General features: G+C 59.7%; 18 protein-coding genes and 4 tRNA genes. 6 read left to right on the forward strand and 16 right to left on the reverse strand.

Annotated elements, in window-relative coordinates; genetic code table 11:
* Positions 1-23: 23 nt before the first annotated feature.
* The 3 genes from CKW26_RS04415 to leuC form a co-directional block, all read right to left on the reverse strand.
* Positions 24-791 carry a class I SAM-dependent methyltransferase gene (locus CKW26_RS04415; protein WP_095047652.1) on the reverse strand — a complete coding sequence of 256 codons (768 nt, stop codon included), beginning with the start codon at positions 789-791 and terminating at the stop codon, positions 24-26.
* A gap of 136 nt (positions 792-927) precedes the next feature.
* The gene (gene leuD / locus CKW26_RS04425; protein WP_095047653.1) at positions 928-1,572 is read right to left on the reverse strand and encodes a 3-isopropylmalate dehydratase small subunit; all 645 of its coding nucleotides are present in this window, start codon (positions 1,570-1,572) and stop codon (positions 928-930) included.
* An 11-nt stretch (positions 1,573-1,583) separates the two neighbouring features.
* Positions 1,584-3,002, reverse strand: coding sequence for a 3-isopropylmalate dehydratase large subunit (leuC, locus tag CKW26_RS04430; protein ID WP_095047654.1), 1,419 nt, complete (start codon positions 3,000-3,002; stop codon positions 1,584-1,586).
* Between the two features lie 140 nt (positions 3,003-3,142).
* On the opposite strand from leuC, the gene CKW26_RS04435 reads away from it, so the two are divergent.
* The 3 genes from CKW26_RS04435 (at position 3,143) to CKW26_RS04445 (ending at position 9,158) form a co-directional block, all read left to right on the forward strand.
* Positions 3,143-4,027 (forward strand): LysR family transcriptional regulator, encoded by an 885-nt coding sequence (locus CKW26_RS04435; RefSeq protein ID WP_038363629.1) that lies wholly within the window; start codon positions 3,143-3,145, stop codon positions 4,025-4,027.
* Between the two features lie 74 nt (positions 4,028-4,101).
* Entirely contained in the window at positions 4,102-7,380 is a 3,279-nt protein-coding gene (locus CKW26_RS04440; protein WP_095047655.1) for a PAS domain S-box protein, read from the forward strand.
* A gap of 86 nt (positions 7,381-7,466) precedes the next feature.
* Positions 7,467-9,158: a molecular chaperone HscC gene (locus CKW26_RS04445; RefSeq protein WP_095047656.1), complete on the forward strand. Its 1,692-nt coding sequence runs from the start codon at positions 7,467-7,469 to the stop codon at positions 9,156-9,158.
* Here CKW26_RS04445 and CKW26_RS04450 read toward each other — a convergent pair.
* The 12 genes from CKW26_RS04450 to gltX all read right to left on the reverse strand — a co-directional run bounded on the left by CKW26_RS04450 (position 9,155) and on the right by gltX (position 18,660).
* Entirely contained in the window at positions 9,155-11,821 is a 2,667-nt protein-coding gene (locus CKW26_RS04450; RefSeq protein ID WP_095047657.1) for a DUF805 domain-containing protein, read from the reverse strand. The two genes, CKW26_RS04445 and CKW26_RS04450, sit on opposite strands and share 4 nt — an antisense overlap.
* Entirely contained in the window at positions 11,818-12,513 is a 696-nt protein-coding gene (locus CKW26_RS04455) for a DUF1266 domain-containing protein (protein WP_095047658.1), read from the reverse strand. Before CKW26_RS04455 ends, CKW26_RS04450 begins: the two co-directional genes overlap by 4 nt.
* A gap of 189 nt (positions 12,514-12,702) precedes the next feature.
* On the reverse strand, positions 12,703-13,149 hold the full coding sequence (locus tag CKW26_RS04460; RefSeq protein ID WP_093432063.1) for an Hsp20 family protein: 447 nt from the start codon (positions 13,147-13,149) through the stop codon (positions 12,703-12,705).
* Positions 13,150-13,270: 121 nt separating this feature from the next.
* Positions 13,271-14,230, reverse strand: a complete 960-nt coding sequence (locus CKW26_RS04465) for a tRNA-dihydrouridine synthase (protein ID WP_038363617.1) — start codon at positions 14,228-14,230, stop codon at positions 13,271-13,273.
* A 162-nt stretch (positions 14,231-14,392) separates the two neighbouring features.
* The gene (locus CKW26_RS04470) at positions 14,393-14,830 is read right to left on the reverse strand and encodes a thioesterase family protein (RefSeq protein ID WP_095047659.1); all 438 of its coding nucleotides are present in this window, start codon (positions 14,828-14,830) and stop codon (positions 14,393-14,395) included.
* Between the two features lie 46 nt (positions 14,831-14,876).
* Positions 14,877-15,710 carry an alpha/beta fold hydrolase gene (locus CKW26_RS04475; RefSeq protein ID WP_095047660.1) on the reverse strand — a complete coding sequence of 278 codons (834 nt, stop codon included), beginning with the start codon at positions 15,708-15,710 and terminating at the stop codon, positions 14,877-14,879.
* Positions 15,711-15,740: 30 nt separating this feature from the next.
* Positions 15,741-16,280, reverse strand: a complete 540-nt coding sequence (locus tag CKW26_RS04480; RefSeq protein WP_007913421.1) for a TetR/AcrR family transcriptional regulator — start codon at positions 16,278-16,280, stop codon at positions 15,741-15,743.
* A 182-nt stretch (positions 16,281-16,462) separates the two neighbouring features.
* A tRNA-Glu gene (locus CKW26_RS04485) sits at positions 16,463-16,538 on the reverse strand.
* A 78-nt stretch (positions 16,539-16,616) separates the two neighbouring features.
* Positions 16,617-16,692, reverse strand: a tRNA-Ala gene (locus CKW26_RS04490).
* A gap of 53 nt (positions 16,693-16,745) precedes the next feature.
* Positions 16,746-16,821: transfer RNA gene (locus CKW26_RS04495), tRNA-Glu, on the reverse strand.
* Between the two features lie 79 nt (positions 16,822-16,900).
* Positions 16,901-16,976: transfer RNA gene (locus CKW26_RS04500), tRNA-Ala, on the reverse strand.
* A 202-nt stretch (positions 16,977-17,178) separates the two neighbouring features.
* On the reverse strand, positions 17,179-18,660 hold the full coding sequence (gene gltX / locus CKW26_RS04505) for a glutamate--tRNA ligase (RefSeq protein WP_007913414.1): 1,482 nt from the start codon (positions 18,658-18,660) through the stop codon (positions 17,179-17,181).
* Between the two features lie 228 nt (positions 18,661-18,888).
* Between gltX and CKW26_RS04510 the strand changes: the two genes are divergently transcribed.
* Positions 18,889-19,938, forward strand: coding sequence for an HlyD family secretion protein (locus CKW26_RS04510; RefSeq protein WP_095047661.1), 1,050 nt, complete (start codon positions 18,889-18,891; stop codon positions 19,936-19,938).
* 49 nt (positions 19,939-19,987) lie between these two features.
* Positions 19,988-21,478 carry an MDR family MFS transporter gene (locus tag CKW26_RS04515; protein WP_176471255.1) on the forward strand — a complete coding sequence of 497 codons (1,491 nt, stop codon included), beginning with the start codon at positions 19,988-19,990 and terminating at the stop codon, positions 21,476-21,478.
* A gap of 116 nt (positions 21,479-21,594) precedes the next feature.
* Here the strand turns inward: CKW26_RS04515 and uvrB are convergent, their stop codons facing one another.
* Positions 21,595-23,610, reverse strand: a complete 2,016-nt coding sequence (gene uvrB, locus CKW26_RS04520) for an excinuclease ABC subunit UvrB (protein ID WP_007913411.1) — start codon at positions 23,608-23,610, stop codon at positions 21,595-21,597.
* Positions 23,611-23,947: 337 nt separating this feature from the next.
* Between uvrB and CKW26_RS04525 the strand changes: the two genes are divergently transcribed.
* The gene (locus CKW26_RS04525) at positions 23,948-25,144 is read left to right on the forward strand and encodes an amino acid aminotransferase (protein ID WP_095047663.1); all 1,197 of its coding nucleotides are present in this window, start codon (positions 23,948-23,950) and stop codon (positions 25,142-25,144) included.
* Positions 25,145-25,357 lie beyond the last annotated feature (213 nt).

Consider the following 25,357-nt stretch of genomic DNA (forward strand, 5'->3'; position numbering starts at 1 on the left):
TACCGGCGCGCCCGGAAAAATTCTTATCGCTCGGCCATCAATACGATTACATCTGTACTGAACGAGCCGTCGGCATCAATCTCAAAATATTCGCGCACTTCATTGCCCATCGACTGCTGCAACTGGCGGATCGCTGCGCGCATCACTTCAGGCGTGCGCATGCGTTCAACCCAACTGGTGTACTCCAGACGCAGGCGCTGACGGGTGGTACTGCGTACATGCAAACCGGCCTCGCTGACCTGACGCAGCCATTCGGCGGCGGAATAATCGCGCACATGGCTGGTGTCACGCAGCACCTCGACGCTTTGCAGGTAAGTGTCGAACAACGGACTGCCCGGTGACAACACATCAACGAACGCCGCCACACCGCCCGGCTTCAACACCCGACGCACCTCGCGCAGGGCCACGCCGAGATCGCTCCAGTGATGCGCCGAATAACGGCTGAACACGAAGTCGAACTCGCCATCGGCAAACGGCAGACGCTCGGCGGCGCCGTTGACCGTGGCAATGTTGGTGAAACCGCGATCAACGGCCGCGGCGGCGACTACATCAAGCATCTGCTGCGACAGGTCGTAGGCGACCACTTCCCTGACCAGCGGTGCGACGTGAAAACTAACGTGACCGGCGCCGCAACCCAGATCCAACACCCGGGCGCTGCCCTGCCCTATCAGCTCAGCCTGTAGCAGTGCGAACTCGGTGCCTTGAGCGTGAACGGCGCTGCTCAGGTAGGCGGCGGCCTGTTCACCGAATTGCTTTTGTACGACCTGAGTGTGCTGGGCGGTGCTGGTCATGGTCACATCCTGATATTTTTGTTGTTTGGGCTGCCGCCTTCGCGAGCAGGTCGAATCGTCGCACCGTCGCTCCCACATTTGAAATGCATTCCAAGGTGGGAGCGAGCCTGCTCGCGAAGGGGCCGGCCCTGACTAATCACGCGTCGCGAAACAACCACGGCTGGCTAACCCGATGCTTGGCCTCAAACGTCGCAATCGCATCACCGTCCTGCAAGGTCAAACCGATATCGTCCAGACCATTCAACAGGCAGTGCTTGCGGAACGCATCAATCTCAAAGCTGTACACCTTGCCATCCAGGCGAGTCACAGTCTGCGCCTGCAGATCGACCTGCAATTGATAGCCCGGCTCAGCCTCGACCTGCTTGAACAACTCGTCGACTTCCGCATCGCTCAAGATGATCGGCAACAAACCGTTCTTGAAGCTGTTGTTGAAGAAGATGTCGGCGTAACTCGGCGCGATGATGCTGCGGAAACCGTATTCTTCCAGCGCCCACGGCGCGTGCTCACGGCTGGAACCGCAACCGAAATTCTCACGGGCCAGCAACACGCTGGCGCCTTGATAACGCTCGGCGTTGAGGACGAAGTCCTTGTTCAGAGGGCGCTTGGAGTTGTCCTGATACGGCTGGCCAACGTCGAGGTAACGCCACTCATCGAACAGGTTCGGACCAAAACCAGTGCGCTTGATCGACTTCAAAAACTGTTTCGGAATGATCTGATCGGTGTCGACGTTGGCACGATCCAGAGGCGCGACAAGACCAGTGTGCTGGGTAAAAGCTTTCATGCTGCGCTCCTTTAGATCAATTCACGGACGTCGATGAAACGACCGTTCACCGCTGCCGCAGCAGCCATGGCCGGGCTGACGAGGTGGGTACGGCCACCGGCACCCTGACGGCCTTCGAAGTTACGGTTGGAGGTCGAGGCGCAATGCTCGCCGGACTCCAAACGATCCGGGTTCATCGCCAGGCACATCGAGCAGCCCGGCTCACGCCATTCGAAACCGGCTTCGAGGAAAATCTTGTCCAGACCTTCGGCCTCAGCCTGAGCCTTGACCAGACCCGAGCCCGGCACCACGATCGCTTGCTTGATGGTCGAAGCGACTTTGCGGCCCTTAGCGATGACGGCTGCAGCGCGCAAATCTTCGATCCGCGAGTTGGTGCAGGAACCGATAAACACGCGATCCAGTTGAATGTCGGTGATCGCCTGATTGGCGGTCAAACCCATGTATTTCAAGGCACGGACGATCGAGTCGCGCTTGACCAGATCCATCTCTTTGGCTGGATCCGGCACGTTCTGATCAACGGCCAAAACCATTTCCGGCGAAGTGCCCCAACTGACTTGCGGTTTGATCTGCGCGGCGTCGAGTTCAACCACGGTGTCAAACTTGGCGTCAGAGTCGGAGACCAAGTCTTTCCAGGCCTCGACGGCCATGTCCCATTCGGCGCCTTTCGGTGCAAAAGGACGGCCCTTCACGTAATCGACGGTCTTCTGATCCGCCGCCACCAGACCGACGCGGGCGCCGGCTTCGATGGACATGTTGCAGATGGTCATGCGGCCTTCAACGGACAAGTCGCGGATCGCGCTGCCAGCGAATTCGATGGCATGGCCGTTACCGCCGGCGGTGCCGATCTTGCCGATCACCGCGAGGACGATGTCCTTGGCGGTCACGCCGAACGGCAATTGCCCTTCAACGCGCACCAGCATGTTCTTCATTTTCTTGGCGACCAGGCACTGGGTGGCGAGCACGTGCTCGACCTCGGAAGTGCCGATACCGTGAGCCAGAGCGCCGAATGCGCCGTGGGTCGAGGTGTGCGAGTCGCCGCAGACCACGGTCATGCCCGGCAAGGTCGCGCCCTGCTCCGGGCTGATGACGTGAACGATGCCTTGGCGCACGTCGTTCATCTTGAACTCGACGATGCCGTACTCATCACAGTTGTCATCGAGGGTCTGAACCTGCAAACGCGAGACCTGATCGGCAATGGCTTCGATGCCGCCCTTGCGCTCTGGAGTCGTCGGTACGTTGTGGTCCGGGGTCGCGATGTTGGCATCGATGCGCCAAGGCTTGCGCCCGGCCAGACGCAGGCCTTCAAAGGCTTGCGGCGAGGTCACTTCGTGAATGATGTGACGATCGATGTAGATCAGCGCCGAGCCATCGTCGCGCTGTTTGACCAAATGCGAATCCCAGAGCTTGTCGTAGAGCGTTTTGCCGGCCATCAGACGGTTCCTCATCAGCTTGTTTCTATGCCCTGGGCTTATCAATAACCCTTTGGCTTGTGAGGCCGATCCTATGGGGTTAGATTAAATAACTCAAATTCATATTTTTTATGCTTTGGATAACCAACTGGAATACGAACATGGATCTGGCCAACCTCAACGCTTTTATCGCGATTGCCGAGACCGGCAGCTTCTCCGGCGCCGGCGAACGGCTACACCTGACGCAGCCGGCGATCAGCAAACGCATCGCCGGGCTGGAGCAACAATTGAAGGTGCGCCTGTTCGATCGGCTGGGTCGTGAAGTCGGCCTGACCGAGGCCGGCCGCGCCCTGTTGCCACGGGCTTATCAGATTCTCAATGTGCTGGACGACACCCGGCGCGCCCTGACCAACCTGACGGGTGAAGTCAGCGGGCGCCTGACCCTGGCCACCAGTCACCACATCGGCCTGCACCGCTTGCCGCCGCTGTTAAGGGAATTCACCCGCCGTTACCCACAGGTGGCGCTGGATATTCAGTTCCTCGATTCGGAAGTGGCCTACGAAGAAATTCTCCATGGCCGCGCCGAACTGGCGGTCATCACCCTCGCGCCGGAGCCTCACACGCTGGTCAAAGCCACACCTGTCTGGGATGACCCACTGGATTTCGTGGTCGCCCCGGAGCATTCGCTGATCAATAACGGCGCCGTCAGTCTGGCGGACATCGCCGGTCATCCGGCAGTTTTCCCCGGCGGTAACACCTTCACGCACCACATTGTCCAACGTTTATTCGAGGCCCAGGGCCTGACGCCGAACATCGCCATGAGCACCAACTACCTGGAAACCATCAAGATGATGGTGTCGATTGGTCTGGCCTGGAGCGTTTTGCCACGCACCATGCTCGATGAGCAGGTGGCAAGCATCGTATTGCCGGGCATACAGCTCAGTCGCCAGCTAGGCTATATCCTGCACACTGAACGGACGCTCTCGAACGCGGCAAGAGCCTTTATGGCGTTGCTGGATGCACAAATCGATCTGCCAGGGACTTGAGGCCAACTTGTGCTACTCCTATAGAGCCGCTACCCCTGTGCCTAACGCCACCATCAGCTCAAGGCCTGTCCACAATGCCGAAATCTGTTGACCGAATTCCGCCGATGCCGCGTATCCAGGCGATTGACCCGCGTCATTCCGAGCAGAGCTGGGAGAGCGCGCCGCAATTGCTGGCGGCGCTCAACGGCGCGCGGCTCGGCGCGTGGTATTGGGACATCGAGCGCGGGCAGATCAGTTGGTCACGTGGCACTCAGGCATTGTTCGGCTTCGATCCGCGGCAACCGCTGCCAGAAGATCTTGAATACCTTGACTTGCTGCCGCCGGAAGACCGCGCAAAAACCGTGCGCGCCTTCCACGCGGTGATCGCCGGCGCGCCGCTGGAACAAGCGATGCACCACCGCATCCGCTGGCCTGACGGCAGCCTGCACTGGCTCGAGATCAGCGGCAGCCTGCTGCCGGACAAAAACGGCCGCCCCCGAATGATCGGGGTGATTCGTGAAATCACCCACCAGCGTCAGCGCGAACAGGCGCTGAGCAGCTCGGAGAAACGTTTCGCGACACTTTTTCACCTGTGCCCGAACATGGTCCTGCTGACCCGTCAGGAAGACGGCCTGATCAGCGAGGCTAATCAGTATTTTGAAAGCCTGTTTGGCTGGCCGGTGCAGAGCGCCATTGGTCGTACCACGCTGGAGCTGGGGTTGTGGGTGCATCCGGAGCAACGCGGCGAACTGGTGAAGAAGACCAAGGCCAAGGGCGAACTGATCAGCATGGAAGTGCAATTTCGCGCCAGCAACGGGCAGATTCACGACGGCATTCTCAGTGCGCAGAAAGTCGAGCTCGAAGGCCAGCCGTATCTGCTCAGCACCTTCCTCGACACCACCGAACGCAAAGCCGCCGAACACGCCTTGAAAGACAGCCAGGAACGCCTCGATCTAGCGCTGGACTCGGCACAGCTCGGCACGTGGGACTGGCACATCCCCAGCGGCATGCTCTACGGCTCGGCGCGGGCCGCGCAATTGCACGGGCTCGAACCGATACCGTTTCATGAATCGTTTGAAGAGTTTTTTGAAGGCGTACCCGGCGAAGAGCGCGACAGCATGCGCGACGCCTACCGCAGCCTGCGTGAAGGCCCGGCGGGCAATTATCAACTGACTTATCGCGTGCAACTGCCGGACGGCAGTTCGCGCTATCTGGAAAGCCGCGCCCGCCTCTACCGTGACGACAACGGCGCGCCGCTGCGCATGGCCGGCACCTTGCTCGACATCACTGATCAGGTCGAGCGCGAGCAGCGGCTGGTGGCCTCGGAAGAGAAATTCGCCACGCTGTTCCAGGTCAGCCCGGACCCGATCTGCGTCACCCGCCAGGACAGTGGCGAGTTCATCGAGATCAATAACAGCTTTACCCAGACCTTCGGCTGGAGCGCCGCCGACGTGATTGGCCACACCGCCGAAGAAATCGGCCTGTGGGACGCATCGGCAAAAAGTCTGCAACGCATTGAAAGGGTGATTCGCGAACAAGGCCTGAGCAATGTCGCGATCATCGTGCAACACAAGGACGGCCAGTCGCTGACCTGTGTGATTTCCAGCCGGCAGATCAGCGTCGGCGATCAACCCTGCATCGTTACGACCCTGCGCGACATTACCCAGCAGCAGCGCTCGGAAGCGGCGCTGAAAGCCAGTGAAGAGAAATTCGCCAAGGCGTTTCACTCCAGCCCCGACGCGATCACCATCACCGAGCGCGACACCGGACGTTATCTGGAGGTCAACGACGGTTTCTGCCGCCTCACTGGCTATCGCGCTGAAGAGGTCGTGGGCAAAACCGTGTATCAGGTGGGTATCTGGGCCGAGGAAAAACAACGTTCGGCATTACTCGCCGAGTTGCAGATCAAGGGCCGCGTACACCATCAGGAAATGCTCGGGCGCAACAAACGCGGGGAAATGCTGACGGTGGAGGTCTCGGTCGAGCCGATCACCCTCAATGAAACCGCGTGCCTGCTGCTGACCGCGCGGGACGTCAGCCTGCTGAAAAACGCCGAAGCGCAGATTCGCCATCTGGCCTATCACGACCCGCTGACCAACCTGCCCAACCGCGCTCTACTGATGGATCGCCTGAGCCAGCAGATCGCCTTGCTCAAGCGTCACAACCTGCGCGGTGCCTTGCTGTTTCTCGATCTCGATCACTTCAAGCACATCAATGACTCCCTCGGCCATCCGGTCGGGGATACGGTGCTGAAGATCATCACCGCGCGGCTCGAAGCCAGTGTGCGCATGGAAGACACGGTCGCGCGCCTCGGCGGCGACGAATTTGTCGTGCTGCTCAGCGGTCTCGAAGGCTCGCGTAATGAAGTCAGCGCACAAGTGCGCAATCTGGCCGACACCCTGCGCGAATTGCTCTCGGAACCGATGTTCCTCGACGGCCAGCGCCTGCAGGTGACGCCGAGCATCGGCGTGGCGCTGATTCCCGATCATGGCTCGACGCCGACCGACCTGCTCAAACGCGCCGACATCGCCCTGTACCGAGCCAAGGATTCCGGGCGCAACACCACGCAGATGTATCACAACACCATGCAGAAAGCCGCCAGCGAGCGGCTGCGCATGGAGACCGACTTGCGTCTGGCGCTGTCGCGCGGTGAATTCACCATGCACTTTCAGCCGCAGGTCGACGCCCGCGACAACCGCATCATCGGTGCCGAAGCCCTGGTGCGCTGGAATCATCCGGAACTGGGCGCGCAGTCTCCTACCGAGTTCATCAAAGTGCTGGAGGACAGCGGCCTGATTCTCGAAGTCGGTACCTGGATCCTCGACGAAGCCTGCAATGCCTTCAAACAACTGATTGCGCTGAAACTGGTCGACCCGCTGAATTTCAGCCTGTGCGTGAACATCAGTCCACGGCAGTTCCGCCAGAACGATTTTGTCGAACGCATCGAACACAGCATGAGCAGCCATGGCCTGCCCTGCTCACTGCTGAAACTGGAGATCACCGAAGGCATCGTCATCCAGAATCTGGAAGACACCATCAGCAAAATGCGCCGGCTGAAAAAGCTCGGCGTCAGTTTCGCAATGGACGACTTCGGCACCGGCTATTCGTCGCTGACCTACCTCAAGCGCCTGCCGGTGGACACGCTGAAAATCGATCAGTCGTTTATCCGCGATGCCACGACCGACCCGAACGATGCCGAGATCATCCGCGCGATTGTCGCCATGGCGCGCAGCCTGGAGCTGGAGGTGATTGCCGAGGGCGTGGAAACTCCCGAACAACTGGCGTTCCTGCAGGGTTTGGGCTGCCATTTGTATCAAGGCTATCTGCATAGCCGACCGGTTGCGCTCGAGGATCTGAAAAAGCTCCTGCCGTAACCGGTGCACGTTGCAACAGACGCGCAATTGCCACGGTTTGCGCCAACCTGTAGGGTCGCATTTTTTGCGCCGTTTCGAGATCTGTCATGCAGGATGCATCCCTCCCCCGCCCGGCTCTGCTGGGCATCGACCTTGGCACCACCAACAGTCTGATCGCCGTCTGGCAGGACGGTCAGGCCAGACTGATTCCCAACGCCCTGGGTGATGTGCTGACGCCATCGGTAGTCAGTCTCGATGAAGACGACACGATTCTGGTCGGTAAAGCCGCGCGCGCGCGCCTGACCACGCACCCTGATCGCACCGCTGCAGCGTTCAAGCGCTTCATGGGCAGCGATAAACAAGTCCAGCTCGGTACACGTCAGTTCAGCCCGGAAGAGTTGTCGGCGCTGGTACTCGGCTCACTCAAGCAGGACGCCGAAGCCTTTCTCGGCCACGCGGTTTCGGAAGCAGTGATTTCCGTGCCGGCGTACTTCAGCGACGAACAACGCAAACGCACGCTGTTTGCCGCCGAACTGGCTGGGCTCTCGGTGACACGCCTGATCAACGAGCCGACCGCCGCCGCGATGGCTTACGGGCTGCATGAACAGAAATTCGAACGCACGCTGATCTTCGATCTGGGCGGCGGCACCTTCGACGTCACGGTACTGGAATACGCGTTGCCACTGATCGAAGTGCACGCCTCCACCGGCGACAACTTTCTCGGCGGCGAAGACTTCACTGCCGCGCTGTTGCAGGCCTGCCTGAAGCACTGGCAACTGACTCCGGCAATGGTCGATGCGCAAAGCATGGCCAGCCTCGGTGATGCCCTGGAGCAACTGAAATGCAAACTCGGCGAAGGCATTCAACAACTGAGTTGGCGCCACGCCGACAAGACCTTCGAATGGTCACTGGACGAAGCGGCGGCGGTAAAAATCTGGGAGCCGCTACTGGCCCGTTTGCGCGCGCCGATCGAACAGGCCCTGCGCGATGCCCGACTCAAGCCCCGCGACCTCGACAGCCTGGTGCTGGTCGGCGGCGCCACGCGCATGCCGGCGGTGCAGCAAATGGTTGCCACGCTGTTCGGGCGCCTACCTTACCGGCATCTTGATCCGGATACCATTGTTGCGCTCGGGGCGGCGACGCAAGCGGCGTGCAAGGCGCGTGACGGGGCGGTTGAAGAGTTGATTCTGACGGATGTCTGCCCGTATACGCTGGGGATTTCGACCATACGCGGCGAAGACATCAAAGGCGCGTTTTCGCCGATCATCGAGCGCAATACCATCATTCCGACCTCAAGGGTGGAGCGTTACCACACGACATCTCCACGGCAGGAAGTCATCCGTATTGCGGTCTATCAGGGCGAACGTCCGTGGGTACGCGACAACATTTTTATCGATGCTTTCGATGTCACGCTGACGCCCAGCGATGATATCCAGGCGCTGGATGTGCGCTTCAGTTATGACATCAACGGTTTGCTCGAAGTTGACGTCACCCTGCCAGGGACGGGCGAACGCCACAGCCACAGCATTGACCGCAGCCCGACCGGACTCGATGCGCAATCGCGGCAAACCAGTCATGAACGCTTGAGTACACTGAAAATTCACCCCCGCGACACTCTGCCCAACCGAACCCTGCTGGCTCGACTGGAACGGGCGTGGACGCAAAGTCTGGGCGAAGAACGCCAGCGGATTGCCGACTGGCTGGACAGTTTCACCACGGTGCTGGGCGGCCAGCGATCGGAAGAAATCGCCAGCCACCGCTCACAACTCAACAAGGTACTGGATGAGTTGCGCCTCTAGCCGATAAGTCGCCGCAAGGTCGCCTGCAAACCACCGGACAAGGTGTCTTCACCGCCACTGTCCGGTGGCACGCCATAACGATTGGGCAGCTTCTCTCCGGGAAAACCGAACAGTATCAGCGGCAGGAACGGCAACACCGGCGACAGCATTACCAAAATCAGTAACATCGGAATGCCCCGCCCCATGTCATGCAAACGGCGCAGGACCGCACCGAGCAGAAACGCCAGACCCAGTAGCAACACGACGATGCCGGACACGGGCGTACCGCTGAGCAACGCCGCCACGGGCGTCACCAGCAACGCGCCAATCACCTGCCAGATAAACGCCCCGCGCCCCAGCCGGGTACCCAGGCGCCAGAACGCTCCGGCGGGGGTTGGACGGGTCTCTGCCTTGGCCAGCAGCAAACGCTCAGACCACGACAGCAATGCGCTGAATGCGAAGCGCAGACCGAGTCCATTTTCCGGGTCATCCTTGGCCCGCTGCATGCGCAACAGAACTTTCTGCCTTGGCACGCCCAGATTGCCAAAACGCACCAGATCCTTCAGCACATCCAGCGCCAGGTAAAAGGCGTCGCTGACACCCTCCTCCGTGAGAGCCTCACGGGGCGGGTGAACAGGCTCACCCTTGATCAGACTGTGACGGAAGCCGTCGAACCAGTCCTGTGGATTGACCACCTCGGTGATACTTTCCAGCAGGTATTTGCGCTGTTGCGCAGTGAGCAACGGGTCGTGGTAAAGGACTCCACCCAAGAGCATGCGCCCGAGCAAATCTTCGTTGAAGCTGGCGATGTCGCTGCGCATGCACTCGAACAAACGGTCATTACCCAACAGCCGAGTGCTGTCGAGCGCCTCATGCACACTGAACAACTTGCGCGCGAGCAGCGAGTGCACCGGATCCGCCGCTTGCAGCCAGCCGAGCAGGCCACTGGCACAGCCCTGCTCGCGATTCAGGCGACAGAGCAGCGGCTGCAAACGGGCCAAGGGGTGTTCACGCGCAATATTCATGGCGTCGACGCAGTGTGCCGATTGCGCATCCAGCCAACGCGTCGGATCGTCGAGGGTGGCCAGCAGGTAAATCGCCTGACGATGCCATTCCCAGACATCAGAATAGCTATCGACGGCCGGAAGCAGCATGCCTTGCGCGGCCAGTTGCGCTTGCAACTTGAGCCCCGCAAGCCGTTCGTCACGTTTGTCGAGACTGAACGCTTCGGCAAGCCGCGCCAGCGATCGGGCGTCGTAAGTGCGCAAACGGCGCATCCACAGCAGGCTGAGTTCAAGCGGTTCGCCCTTTTCCAGCGCCGGCGGCAGTGTCGAGTCACTGGCCAGAAACGCTTCCAGGGCCTGAGGAATCGGCGCCCGGGTCAACCAGCAGATCTGCTGCCCGGCCTGATACTGCAAGCCTTCCAGCACCAGTTGATCGAGCACATCCTCCGGCTCGGATGCCTCCATGATGCGTCGCAGCAATGGCACATCACCACGGTGCAAAGCCCAGGCATGCTGGTAAAGCGTTTGCAGCGGCCGGTCATCACTGTCAATGATCAGCGCCGCCAACAACGGCAACTCGTCACCACTGATACGCCATTCGACAAATGCACCGGCAATGTCCTGCAACTCGAGTTGCCTGGCCCTAAACCAACGCCCGAGTGTCTCCGGGCGCTGCGATGGACTGCCGTACTCTTGGCTGACATCGCTCAGATCCTCGGACCAGTCGCGGAAGTTTTCCAGACGATCAAAGGCCTGAATCAGCAGCGGCAGGCGCTGAGGCTGATGTCGCGCGCACAATGCCAGTAACCACGTCGCCGCTTTCGGATGCTGATGTTCGCGCCAGAGCCGCACCCACGCCTGCAGTGCCAACTCTTCCATTCCCAGCGCACTGCGCTGACAGGCCAACAGATACAGCCAGTCGACATCTTCAGGTGCAAGCCGGTGCTGCTCGCTGATAATGTCGAGAAAGTCTTTGTTGGCGATATCAGCCTGACTGAACTGTATGGCCAGGCGTTGTAATAACCCGTCATCAGCAGGCAGCGGGATGCAAGTGTGCAGGCCGGCGAAATGACGGTAGTCGTCGAGCGACGCCTCTCGGTGCAGGTGATTCAGGGTGCGCACATACCAGAGAGTTTCCAGTTGCGCGACAGCGGGCCAATGGCTCATCAACGAGGTGTCGAACGGATCCGCCGCGCTGATCCGCTGCAAAAACTCGTCGACATGCCGTGCGTTGTCGAAATCCAGATCCAGCATGCGGCTTGCCCATCCCAGGCGCTGGGCCAACAAACGGGCGCAGACATGGGAAATCGGGCCGGCGTCGAGCAACTCACGTAGCAATGGCCAGCAAACTTCGTCCAGTACCTCCAGCGGCAGACGGTCCAGCTCAAGGTTGAATGCCTGCCAGGCCACCGGGTGAAAGCGACGCGCTGGATCAAGCAGCAATGCTTCAAAGTCGGCCATCGTCTGATCGGCAGGACTGACCTCACCTGCAACCGGTTGATCCGGTTCCTCGGCTTCCTCGCGGGCAAAGCGTAGTGCCAGTTCATAGGCCTCACGCAACGCCTGAAAACCTTCCGGATCGGTTTCCGGGTGGTGCTGCGGCAAGCGCGCGCGATAGGCGCCGCGAATGACGTCGTTGTCTTTGGTGGGCTCGATACCCAAGCGAATCCAGCAGCTCATGACCAGTCGAACTCCCCTAGCGAATCAGGCCGCTCGGGTGGATGCAGGGGCATGTCCCACGGCAATTGTGCGAACAGCGCGCGCGCATCACGATCAAGCTTGCTGATGACCACGGTGGTGCCTATGTAATCGCCTTGCCGGTCATATTCGTGTTCCAGCTCTTCATCCTTGTTGCCCAGGCAATGCCAGAAGGCTTTGCCGAAGACAAAGCCGTTAAGGTAGCTCGTCCAACTGTCGTAGTAGTAGCGCGCGCGTGCCGCCATGCGACCATGCAGCCAAAGGCTTTCGGTGAGATCGATCCAGCCGTGCAGCACCGCAGAACGCAGCAGAAAACCCATGCGGCCAAGGTCCCAGGCACGGATGCCACCTGAACCGCACTCGCCAAATGTGCGACTGGCGAATTCGTAGAAAGCTCGCTGGCGAGTGTCGAGTGTTGCGAGCAAGGCCTGCCATTCGGACGGCAGACACCGCTCCCATTGCCGATAGGCTTCGTTCAACTGCGTAGCGTGGCCGTCATCGGCAGTACGCAGCATGTCCAACAGTTGTTCGCGCGTAGTGATGCCCCAACCACCTTCGACATCGACATGTTTGAGGTCAAAGCAATAGGTGGGTGCGGTGTAATCGGCGTCGGGATTGAGGGCGACCAAAGGCGCAGAAAGCGCGTATAGCCAGCGCTGTTCCATTTCGTCCATGAACAAAGGCTCCGGGGCCAGCGGGAATTAGGGAGTGCCGGCCTTGTTGGCGCGGATTGTAAAGAGCCACAAAGGCAGCGGCAAACGTTGCGTCCGCTTTCTTTGCGCGCACAAAAAAGGCCCCGACGTATCGGGGCCTTCATTCAGCGGCTCATCGCCGGTTCAGACGATTGTGTTGCGGCACATGACTCAGTGCTGCAACGCCGGCTTCTCCACCCCGTTGATCGGGATGCGTTTGGCTTTCGCTTCTTCCGGGATCACTCGCAACAGGTCGATGCTCAGCAGACCGTTTTTCAGATCCGCAGCCTTGATCTCGATGTGATCGGCCAGGCGGAAGGACAGCTTGAAAGCACGTTGGGCGATGCCCTGGTGCAGGAAGGTCACGCCTTCGTTGGCATCACGCTTGCCGCCACTGATGGTCAGCACACCTTTCTCGACTTGCAGTTCCAGGTCTTCTTCCTGGAAACCGGCTGCCGCTACGACAATGCGGTATTGGTCATCACCGTGCTTTTCGACGTTGTAAGGTGGGTAGCTGCTGCCTGGCTCGTTGCGCAGGGCGGTTTCGAACAGGTCGTTGAAACGGTCGAAACCTACCGAGGAACGGAACAGTGGCGCGAGGGAAAATGCAGTACTCATGGTTCAAATCTCCTGAAAACAATCAGCAAGGTTTTTTGACTCCGCGACCCGAATTCGGCATCGCGTACCCCTTAGATAGGGACCGCTGAAATGATTTCAAGAGATTATTTGCAGATTTTTTTCAGGCCGCTTCAGCCACTGGCAGACCGAGCAGACGCGAGACATGATCCGGCTCAGTTTCACGACGCAGAACGGTGAACAGCTCGGCAGCCTCGGGATAATTGCGCGTCAGCATGGCCAGCCATTGCTTCAAGCGGCCTGGCGATTGGCGTGCAGTCATCTGCGCTTTGGCTTGCAGCCAGAAGTCCTGGATCAGCGGCATCAGCTCGGCCCAGGTCATCTCAACAACTTCTTCACCAGCGCGAGCGGCAGCGATCTGTTTGGCCAGATCCGGGCGCGAGACCAGACCGCGACCGAGCATGATGTCTTCCACGCCACTGATTTCGCGGCAACGCCGCCAGTCTTCGACGCTCCAGATATCACCGTTGGCGAACACCGGGACTTTGACCACCTCCTGCACGCGCGGAATCCACTCCCAATGCGCCGGCGGCTTGTAGCCGTCCATTTTGGTTCGGGCATGAACCACAATGTGCTCGGCGCCGCCTTCAGCCAGCGCAGTGGCGCAGACCAGCGAACCGTCGGGGCTGTCGAAGCCCAGGCGCATTTTTGCGGTGACGGGAATGTGCGCGGGTACAGCGCGACGCACGTGCTCGACGATCTGGTTAAGCAGCTCCGGCTCTTTGAGCAGTACCGCGCCGCCACGGGACTTGTTCACGGTCTTGGCCGGGCAGCCGAAGTTGAGGTCGATGACTTCGGAGCCGAGTTCGCAGGCCAGTGCAGCGTTTTCCGCCAGGCAAACCGGGTCGGAACCGAGCAATTGCACGCGCAATGGCACACCGGAGGCGGTGCGGGCACCGTTGAGCAACTCCGGGCCGAACTTGTGGAAATAGGCCGGCGTGAGCAACTGGTCGTTGACCCGAATGAACTCGGTCACACACCAGTCGATGCCGCCAACGCGGGTCAGCACGTCGCGGAGAATGTCGTCGACCAACCCCTCCATGGGCGCCAGAGCAATTTGCATGGGAAAACACTACTTGAAGAAAAACGTGCGGCAGTTTACTGGATATCGCGCAAATCCGCAGATCCCTTGTAGGAGCTGCCGAAGGCTGCGATCTTTTGATTTTGCTGTTTGCAGATCAAGATCAAAAGATCGCAGCCTTCGGCAGCTCCTACAGGGATCGGGTCAGGCTAGTGCCAGGATCGCCGGTCCGTAGCCCTCGACGAACTCGGCCGGCATGCGCTTTGGCTTGCCCGTGGACAGCTCGATACAGACAAACGTGGTCTGCGCGCGCAACAACGTGGTGTTGTCGCTCGGGCGCTTGAGCTGGAAATGCCGGGTCATCTTCAAGCGTTGATCCCAATCGACAATCCAGGTTGCCAATTGCAGTTCGTCGCCTTCATAGGCGGCGGCGAGATAATCGATCTCGTGACGGACCACGGCCATCGCCCGATCCAGTCGCCGATACTCGACCAGATCCAGGCCCAGACGCTGCGAGTGGCGCCAGGCGCAGCGCTCGAGCCAGGTCACGTATACGGCGTTATTCGCGTGGCCCAATCCGTCGATATCCTCAGCGCCTACTTGCAGATCAATGGTAAACGGCGTTGCCCGATCCCAACCCATGCCCCACTCCCGGTCAAAGTATTCAACCGGAGCAGTGTAACGGAGCTCAGGCCGATTGGCGCGCCTGAAGGCTGCGGCCGGCCAGCAGTGATAACACGCCATCAATCACCCGAGGGTCGGCCAGCACGCGCTGGTGCCCGCCGCCCTCAAGGCGCAACAGGCGACTGTCGAACCAGGATTCGTGGATCAGTTGCGATTCCTTGACCGAGACGAAATTGTCGTCCTCGGCATGCACGATCAGGCCGGGCATATCCAGTTGATAGTGGGCAACGTCGAGCGTCGCGGCGCGCATACCGACATCTTGCTCGACCTGACGGATGAAGGCGGAGCGCGCTCGCGGCGGCATACCGACGTAGCGGGCGAAACCGCGCAGTACACCCAGAATTCGCGCAGGTGCGGCGATGCTGACTAGGGTTTCGGTGCGCAAGCCCAACTGCACGGCGAGCATGGCGCTGGCGCCGCCCATGGAGTGACCGATCACCGCTTGCAATGGCGGCAACTCGGCAGCGGCTTCGAGCATTGCCCGAGCGAACAACACGACATTGGCTTCACGCCCCGGCGAACGACCGTGAGCCGGACCATCCAACGCGACGACGGTATACCCGGCATCGACCAGCGCAGTGATCAGCGCGGCGAACTGGGTTGGCCGCCCTTCCCAGCCGTGCATCAGCAGCACTGTCGGGCCTTGGCCCCAGCGCAGCGCCGAGAGGCCAAAGCGCAAAGTGATGCGTTCGGAACTGGCCAGCAGCGGCAACTCCCAATCACGAAGAGGCAGCGAACGTGGCGTCATGAATGCCAGACGCATTTTGCTCGCCACGCGTTTCGGTGCAATCCAGCCCAAGGTGCCATTAACGCCACGAACCCACTTCAACGTGCTCATCGCTCTCTCCTCAGGCGTGTTGCCTTCAGGTCAACGCACCGCCGACTTAGCAGCGCGCAGCAATCGATCGGATAAATCTCCCGGGCCGAGCGCTCTTGCGAGTGCCAGACCACCCACCATCAAGGCCACGTCGGCCAGGGCTTTGTCGGTGTCCTCGGGGCTGGACGCCAACTGCGCAATCATCAATTCCAGGTGCTCGTTCAGCGCGATGCGGAACGATTCCGGCAAACGCCCCAGCTCGCCGATCGACGCTGGAATCGGGCATGCCGCGTCGCTGGAATCACGATGCTTGCGCGACAGGTAAAACGCGGCGACCAAGGCGCGGCGCTCTTCCCCGGTCAGTTCGGCATCCATGTCGGCAATCAGGTCGCGGCGGCGGCCGAGAAGCTGCTTGAACGCTTCCAGCATCATCGCGTCCTTGCTTTCGAAGTGCGCATAGAAACCGCCAACGGTCAGGCCGGCCGCGCCCATCACTTCGCCCACGCTAGGGTCAGCCGGGCCACGCTGAATCAGTGCGGCGCTGGCAGCCTTGAGGATGCGTTCGCGGGTTTGAGCTTTTTTATCGTTCATCGTTGCCTCCGAATATTACGACTAGAATATTATTCGCATAATAATATTCCGCAAGTCAAGGATATGACCGCTGGTCTGATGCACAGTGTAAGGAAAAAGGAGAATTGGCCAAACGCCAGACAAACAAAAGGGCCATTCAATAATTGAATGACCCTTATAAAATCCCGCAGAGCGGGTAATCGTGGCGTCCCCTAGGGGACTCGAACCCCTGTTACCGCCGTGAAAGGGCGGTGTCCTAGGCCACTAGACGAAGGGGACACAAACCTTCTATACAACTGATCAGCGCTGAGAACTGATCGATTCAAGGCCGGTGTGGCCAGACCTTGAACTGTAAATTGGTGGAGCTAAGCGGGATCGAACCGCTGACCTCCTGCATGCCATGCAGGCGCTCTCCCAGCTGAGCTATAGCCCCGGATTTTTCGCCTCGCGGCGGAGTGACATTTTGCAACATCACTTCTGTAAAACTGGCGTCCCCTAGGGGACTCGAACCCCTGTTACCGCCGTGAAAGGGCGGTGTCCTAGGCCACTAGACGAAGGGGACGCAAACCCTTCTATACAACTGATCAACGCTGAGTGTTGATCGCTTCGGAGCCGGTGTGGCCAGGCTTCGAAGTGTAAATTGGTGGAGCTAGACGGGATCGAACCGTCGACCTCTTGCATGCCATGCAAGCGCTCTCCCAGCTGAGCTATAGCCCCTCATCGTTGATGTCATCGCTGAGGACGGGGCGAATCTTAAGGGCGTATCGAAAGCCTGTCAAACTTATTTTTGAAAAATTTCAAAATTTTTCGTCGGCATAACAATCACTTACCGCCCTCCCCCCGTAAATTCGGGAGAAGCGCCGAAGGCACGATCAAAAGATCGCAGCCTTCGGCAGCTCCTGCACAAAGCCGCAAGCGCTTAGGCGATAGCGCCCAGCAGCTTTTCCCACTCTTTGTTTTCTTTCTTCGACACGCCACCCAGCAGGTCAATCGCCTGCCGCAGACGATAACGGGTCAGATCCGGGCCAAGGATTTCCATGGCATCGAGCACCGAGACGGAACTCGCCTGACCGGTGATCGCAGCAAACATCAGCGGCATCGCATCGCGCAGTTTCAACTCCAGCGATTCGACCACGGCCTGAATCGTCGCGGTGATGTTGTCCTTCTCCCACTGACGCAGGCTTTCCAGCTTCCACAGGATCAACTGCATCAACTGGCGAACCTGATCGCCCGAAAGCTTTTTCGATTCAAACAGCTTGGCATCCGGATTGACGCCGCCGGCGAAGAAGAACCCGCCCAACGGGGCAACCTGGCTGAAGGTTTCAACGCGGCCCTGAACGTGCGGCGCGATCTTCATCATGTATTCGGAATTGAACGCCCACTTCTGCACGCGTGCAGCGAACTCTTCCACCGGCAGATCACGCAGCCACTGGCCGTTGAGCCACGACAGCTTCTCGATGTCGAAGATCGGCCCGCCCAGCGAGACACGCTTGAGATCGAAGTTGTCGACCATTTCCTGCAGCGAGAACTTCTCGCGCTCGTCCGGCATCGACCAGCCCATGCGGCCGAGGTAGTTGAGCATCGCTTCCGGCATGAAGCCCATGCGCTCGTAGAATGTCACCGAGGTAGGGTTCTTGCGCTTGGACAGCTTGCTCTTGTCCGGGTTACGCAGCAGCGGCATGTAGCACAGCTCTGGTTGCTCCCAGCCGAAGTACTCGTAAAGCAGAATCAGTTTCGGTGCCGATGGCAGCCACTCTTCGCCCCGCAGCACGTGGGTGATGCCCATCAGGTGGTCGTCAACCACATTGGCGAGGAAGTATGTCGGCAGGCCGTCGGTCTTCATCAGCACTTGCATGTCCATGCGATCCCACGGGATCTCGACGTCGCCACGGAGCATGTCCGGCACCACGCAAACGCCTTCACTCGGCACTTTCATGCGGATAACGTGCGGCTCGCCAGCGGCCAGACGGGCGGCGACTTCTTCTTTCGACAGCAACAGTGCGCGGCCGTCGTAGCGCGGGGTCTCGCCGCGAGCCATTTGCTCGGCGCGCATCTGATCCAGCTCTTCAGCGGTGCAGAAGCACGGGAACGCGTGACCCATGTCGACCAGTTGCTGGCAGTACTTCTGATAGATGTCGCCGCGCTCGCTCTGACGGTATGGACCGTGCGGGCCACCAACGTCCGGGCCTTCGCTCCAGTCGATACCCAACCAGCGCAGGGCGTCGAAGATCTGCTGTTCGGACTCGCGGGTCGAACGCAACTGGTCGGTGTCTTCGATGCGCAGGATGAACTCACCGCCATGCTGCTTGGCAAAGCAGTAGTTGAACAATGCGATGTAAGCGGTACCTACGTGGGGGTCCCCGGTAGGCGATGGCGCGATGCGAGTGCGGACGGTGGTCATGGCATGTCTCGAAAAGAATGAAAAGCAAAACAATCAAGCGGCGAATGGTAACAGGCGACACCCGCCCCGCTCCAGCGGGCAGGGCATTTAAGCCAAGTTTGCGTCTGGAACGCCCGTAAGCCGTGGTGAATGGGCAAATATCAGCGGATGGCATTTACCGTTTATCGGCTGTATGCCAGATTCGCCTGCTGATAACTTTCCTTACAATTCATCGACTACAGTTTGCCCATGCCTGCCCAACTCAAGCGTCGCCTGTTGATTTTCCTACTGCTCGTCCTGCTGGTCGCCGGGGGCTTTTTCGCCCATTGGTTCTTCAAGGGACGCTTTTATGAAAGCACCGACAACGCTTATGTCCAGGGCGAAATCACCCGTATCTCGAGCCAGTTGAGCGCGCGCATCGATGAAGTGCTGGTGCAGGACAATCAACACGTGGAAAAAGGCCAGTTGCTGGTGCGCCTCGAACCGAATGACTTCCGTCTGGCCATCGATCGCGCCAATGCCGCCCTCGCCAGCCGCGAAGCCGAGCGCCTGCAAGCGCAAAGCAAATTGACTCAGCAAGCCAGTCTGATTGCTTCCAGCGACGCACAAGTGGCAACCACCCAAGCAACGCTCGGGCGCTCGCAGATGGATTTGTCGCGTGCCGAAACCCTGCGCAAGCCCGGTTACGTTTCCGAAGAACGCGTGACCACCCTCTCCGCTGACGCTCATATCGCCCGTTCGCAAGTGGCCAAGGCGCAGGCCGATGCGCAAGGTCAGCGTCAGCAGGTCAACGCCCTGAACGCAGAAATCAAACGCCTCGACGCACAGATCGCCAACGCCCGCGCCGATCTGGCGCAAGCCGAACTCAACCTGACCCGCAGCGAAATCCACGCACCAATCAGTGGTCTGGTCGGCCAGCGCGCCGCCCGTAACGGCCAAGTGGTGCAGGCTGGCGCTTACCTGCTGTCGATCGTCCCGGACGAAGATATCTGGGTGCAGGCCAACTTCAAGGAAACCCAGATCGGCCGCATGCAACCCGGGCAGAAAGCCGAGCTGACCTTCGATGCCTATGGCGACACGCCGATCGAAGCGCGGGTCGACAGCCTGTTCGCCGCGTCCGGCGCGCAATTCAGCCTGCTGCCGCCGGACAACGCCACCGGCAACTTCACCAAAGTCGTGCAACGGATTCCGGTGAAACTGACCTTCAAGGCCGACAACCCGCTGCACGGCAAGATCCGCCCGGGCATGTCCGTCACTGCCAAAGTGAACATCAAAGACGCCCCGGACAATGGCCGGTGATTCGCTGATCCGCCCGGTCGGCGAACCGACCCGGCGCGATTGGATTGCGGTGATGAGCGTGATGCTCGGCGCCTTTATGGCCGTGCTCGACATCCAGATCACCAACTCGTCACTGAAAGATATTCAGGGTGCACTGTCGGCGACGCTGGAAGAAGGCTCGTGGATTTCCACCTCGTATCTGGTCGCGGAAATCATCATGATTCCGCTGACCGCGTGGCTGGTGCAACTGCTGTCGGCACGACGGCTGGCGGTGTGGGTGTCGCTGGGCTTTCTGGTTTCATCGCTGCTGTGCTCGATGGCCTGGAGCCTGGAGAGCATGATCGTCTTCCGCGCCATGCAGGGTTTTACCGGCGGCGCGCTGATCCCGCTGGCGTTCACCCTGACCTTGATCAAACTCCCCGAACACCACCGCGCCAAAGGCATGGCGATGTTTGCCATGACCGCGACCTTCGCCCCATCCATCGGCCCGACGCTGGGCGGCTGGCTCACGGAAAACTGGGGTTGGGAATACATCTTCTACATCAACATTCCGCCGGGCCTGATCATGATTGCCGGCCTGATGTACGGGCTGGAGAAGAAAGAAGCGCACTGGGAACTGCTGAAAAGCACCGACTACACCGGCATTCTCACGCTGGGGATTGGCCTCGGTTGTCTGCAGGTATTCCTTGAAGAAGGCCATCGCAAGGATTGGCTGGAGTCGAGCCTGATCGTGACCCTGGGCAGCATTGCCCTGCTCAGCCTGATTACCTTTGTGATCGTGCAGATTTCCAAACCGAATCCGCTGATCAATCTGGGCATCCTGCGTAATCGCAATTTCGGTCTGTCGAGTATTTCCAGTCTGGGCATGGGTGTCGGGTTGTACGGTTCAATCTATCTGTTGCCGCTGTATCTGGCGCAGATCCAGAACTACAACGCCCTGCAGATCGGCGAAGTGATCATGTGGATGGGCGTGCCGCAGCTGTTCCTGATTCCGCTGGTGCCCAAACTGATGAAGTTTGTTTCGCCGAAATGGCTGTGCACGATCGGCTTTGGGCTGTTCGGGTTGGCGAGTTTTTCATCGGGGGTGCTCAACCCGGATTTTGCCGGGCCGCAGTTCAATCAGATCCAGATCATTCGAGCGCTGGGGCAGCCGCTGATCATGGTGACCATTTCGCTGATCGCCACGGCTTACATTTTGCCGCAGGATGCGGGGTCGGCGTCGAGTCTGTTCAATATTCTGCGTAACCTCGGCGGTGCGATCGGTATTGCTTTGTTGGCGACGCTTCTGGATGCGCGCACCAAGACTTACTTCGATTATTTGCGCGAGGCGGTGGTGCCGACCAATCCGCAGGTGGCCGAGCGGTTGGCGTCGATGACTGATCGGTTTGGCAGTGATACGGCGGCGTTGGGCAAGCTGAGCGAGATCGTCCATCAGCAGGCGGCGATCATGGCTTACAACGATGCGTTTCACTTTGTCGGGATTGCGCTGGGGATCAGCATGTTGGCGATTTTGTTGACCAAGAAATTGCCGCAAGGGCTGAAGGCTGGGGAGTCCCACTAACTGCAACTGATCGTTCCCATGCTCCGCGTGGGAATGACTCCGGTGACGCTCTGCGTCACAGCGGACGCGGAGCGTCCGGGGCTGCATTCCCACGCAGAGCGTGGGAACGATCCTCCTTACACAGCCAAAAGCCGTTCGCGCAGTTTGGCAATCTCGTCGCGCATCTGCGCCGCCGCTTCAAACTCCAGATCCCGCGCCAGCTGATACATCTTCTCTTCCAGCGCACGAATACGCTTGGTGATCTCGCTCGGCGAACGCAGTTCTGCTTCGTACTTGGCGTTCTCTTCGGCGGCTTTGGCCATGCCTTTGCGCTTCTTGCTGCGCGAACCCGGCACGGTGGCGCCTTCCATGATGTCGGCGACGTCCTTGATCACCCCGCGCGGAGTGATGCCGTTTTCCAGGTTGAAGGCGATCTGCTTGTCGCGACGCCGCTCGGTTTCGCCAATCGCCCGCTCCATCGAACCAGTCATCCGATCGGCGTAAAGAATCGCCCGGCCATTGAGGTTACGCGCCGCCCGGCCGATGGTCTGAATCAGCGAACGCTCGGAACGCAGAAAGCCTTCTTTGTCGGCGTCGAGGATCGCCACCAGCGACACTTCCGGCATGTCCAGGCCTTCACGCAGCAAGTTGATCCCGACCAGCACATCAAAGGTACCGAGGCGCAGATCACGGATGATTTCCACGCGCTCAACGGTGTCGATATCCGAGTGCAGATAACGCACGCGCACGCCGTGATCGGCGAGGTAATCGGTAAGGTCTTCGGCCATGCGTTTGGTCAGCGTGGTGACCAGCACCCGCTCCTCGACCGCCACGCGTTTGCTGATTTCCGAGAGCAGATCGTCGACCTGAGTCAGCGCCGGACGCACTTCAACCTGCGGGTCGACCAGGCCAGTCGGCCGCACCACTTGCTCAACCACCCGCCCGGCGTGCTCGGCTTCGTAGTTGCCCGGCGTCGCCGAGACGAAAATGGTCTGCGGGCTGACCCCTTCCCACTCGTCAAACCGCATCGGCCGGTTGTCCAGCGCCGACGGCAAACGAAAGCCGTATTCGACGAGGGTTTCCTTACGCGAACGGTCGCCCTTATACATCGCGCCGACCTGCGGCACGCTGACGTGGGATTCGTCGATCACCAGCAAGGCGTCGGCCGGCAGATAATCGTAGAGCGTTGGCGGCGCCGCGCCGGCCGGGCGACCGGACAGGTAGCGCGAGTAGTTCTCGATGCCGTTGCAATAACCCAACTCGAGGATCATCTCCAGGTCGAAACGGGTGCGCTGTTCAAGACGCTGGGCTTCGACCAGTTTGTTGTTGCTGCGCAGGTATTCGAGGCGTTCCTGCAATTCGACCTTGATGTGTTCGATGGCGTCGAGCAGGGTTTCGCGTGGCGTTACATAGTGGCTCTTCGGGTAAAAGGTGAAGCGCGGCATCTTGCGGATGACTTCGCCGGTCAGCGGGTCGAACGCGGAAATGCTTTCGACCTCGTCATCGAACAGCTCGATGCGGATCGCTTCCAGATCGGATTCCGCCGGATAGATGTCGATCACGTCGCCGCGCACACGGAAAGTCGCGCGGGCAAAGTCCATGTCATTGCGCGTGTATTGCAAGTCGGCCAGCCGCCGCAGCAGCGCACGCTGATCGAGTTTGTCGCCGCGATCGACGTGCAGCACCATCTTCAAATAGGTTTCCGGGCTACCCAGACCGTAGATGCACGACACCGTGGTGACGATGATCGCGTCTTTACGTTCCAGCAACGCTTTGGTTGCGGACAGGCGCATCTGCTCGATGTGGTCGTTGATCGACGCATCCTTCTCGATGAAGGTGTCGGACGACGGCACATAGGCTTCAGGCTGGTAGTAGTCGTAGTAGGAAACGAAATACTCGACGGCATTATTCGGGAAGAACGCCTTGAACTCACCGTACAGCTGCGCAGCAAGGGTCTTGTTCGGCGCCAGCACCAGGGTCGGGCGCTGAATCTGCGAAATGACATTGGCGATGCTGAAGGTCTTGCCCGAGCCGGTCACACCGAGCAGCGTCTGGTGCGCCAGCCCGGCCTCGATGCCCTCCACCAATTGACGGATGGCTTCTGGCTGGTCGCCGGCGGGCTCGAAGCGGGTGACGAGCTGGAATTCGGACATATACACCTCTGGGATCGCGGCATTCCGAGCAAAGCGGAACACCACGGGGACGACCGCAAACGACCGGTGTCGCGCAAGAAAAAACCTGGATTGTGCTCAATGTGGTGGCGATTGCCTCACCTTTCAAGGCAAACGTCCTACATCCGGTAAAGACTCTGACACGAGCAGTCGACTAACGGTCAAGAAATAATCGGAAAAACTTACCCTAAAAGCCGAATCGCCTGTCGCCATTATTCAGTAATGGCCTCTATACTAGCTCCCCGTTTGTGCACCGCTCTAGTGCATCCGGCTGGAGCGCGACACGTCCCTCCATTCTCCATTCAGAGCCGCCGCAATAATGAGCCTGTTCTCCGCTGTCGAAATGGCACCCCGCGATCCAATCCTGGGCCTCAACGAAGCATTCAACGCCGATACCCGGACCACCAAGGTCAACCTGGGCGTGGGTGTTTACTGCAACGAAGAGGGGCGAATTCCACTTCTGCGCGCCGTGATCGAAGCCGAAACCGTTCGCGCCGCTCAACACGCTTCGCGCGGCTACCTGCCGATCGATGGTATCGCCGCCTACGACCAGGCCGTGCAAAAGCTGCTGTTCGGCAACGACTCGCCGCTGATCGGCGCCGGTCGCGTCATCACCACTCAGGCCGTCGGCGGGACCGGCGCACTGAAGATCGGTGCCGACTTCCTCAAGCAACTGCTGCCGAACGCCGTCGTGGCGATCAGTGACCCAAGCTGGGAAAACCACCGCGCCCTGTTCGAAACCGCCGGCTTCCCGGTGCAGAACTACCGTTACTACGACGCAGCCAGCCACGATGTGAATCGTGCTGGCATGCTCGACGACCTCAACGCCCTGCCGAACGGCTCGATCGTTGTCCTGCACGCCTGCTGCCACAACCCGACCGGCGTCGACCTGACCCCGGCGGACTGGAACAACGTGCTGGAAGTGGTTAAAGCCAAAGGTCACGTGCCGTTCCTCGACATGGCCTATCAAGGTTTTGGCGACGGCATCGATGAAGACGCCGCGGCCGTGCGCCTGTTCGCTGAGTCCGGTCTGACTTTCTTCGTTTCGAGCTCGTTCTCCAAATCGTTCTCGCTGTACGGCGAGCGCGTTGGTGCGCTGTCGATCATCAGCGAATCGAAAGAAGAAAGCGCGCGCGTGCTGTCGCAAGTCAAACGCGTGATCCGCACCAACTACTCCAACCCGCCGACCCACGGTGCGAGCATCGTTGCGGCTGTACTGAACAGCCCAGAACTGCGAGCACAATGGGAAGCCGAGCTGGCGGAAATGCGTCTGCGCATTCGCGGCATGCGCGAGCAGATGGTTGCCCTGCTGGCAGAGAAAGCCCCGGGCCGCGACTTCAGCTTCGTCGGCCGTCAGCGCGGGATGTTCTCCTACTCGGGCCTGACCACTGAACAAGTGCATCGCCTGCGCAACGAATTCGGCATCTACGCCCTGGACACCGGCCGCATCTGCGTGGCTGCGCTGAACCAGAGCAACATCAAGGCGGTAACGGATGCGATTGTTCAGGTCATCTGATTTCGCACTGTGATGAAAAACGGGAAGCCTTGGGGCTTCCCGTTTTTTATTTGTCCCGGATAACGCCCCATACCCTCTAGACTGCACACAAATCCAAAATGTAGGAGTTAGCCTGCTCGCGATAGCGGCGTGTCAGGTAATGAAGCTTCGACTGACACGACGCTATCGCGAGCAGGCGAAGGCCTACAGGTTTTGTGTACACCCGAGATTTCT

Origin of the sequence: Pseudomonas sp. Irchel s3h9 (assembly GCF_900187475.1) — a bacterium.
GTDB lineage: Bacteria > Pseudomonadota > Gammaproteobacteria > Pseudomonadales > Pseudomonadaceae > Aquipseudomonas > Aquipseudomonas neuropathica.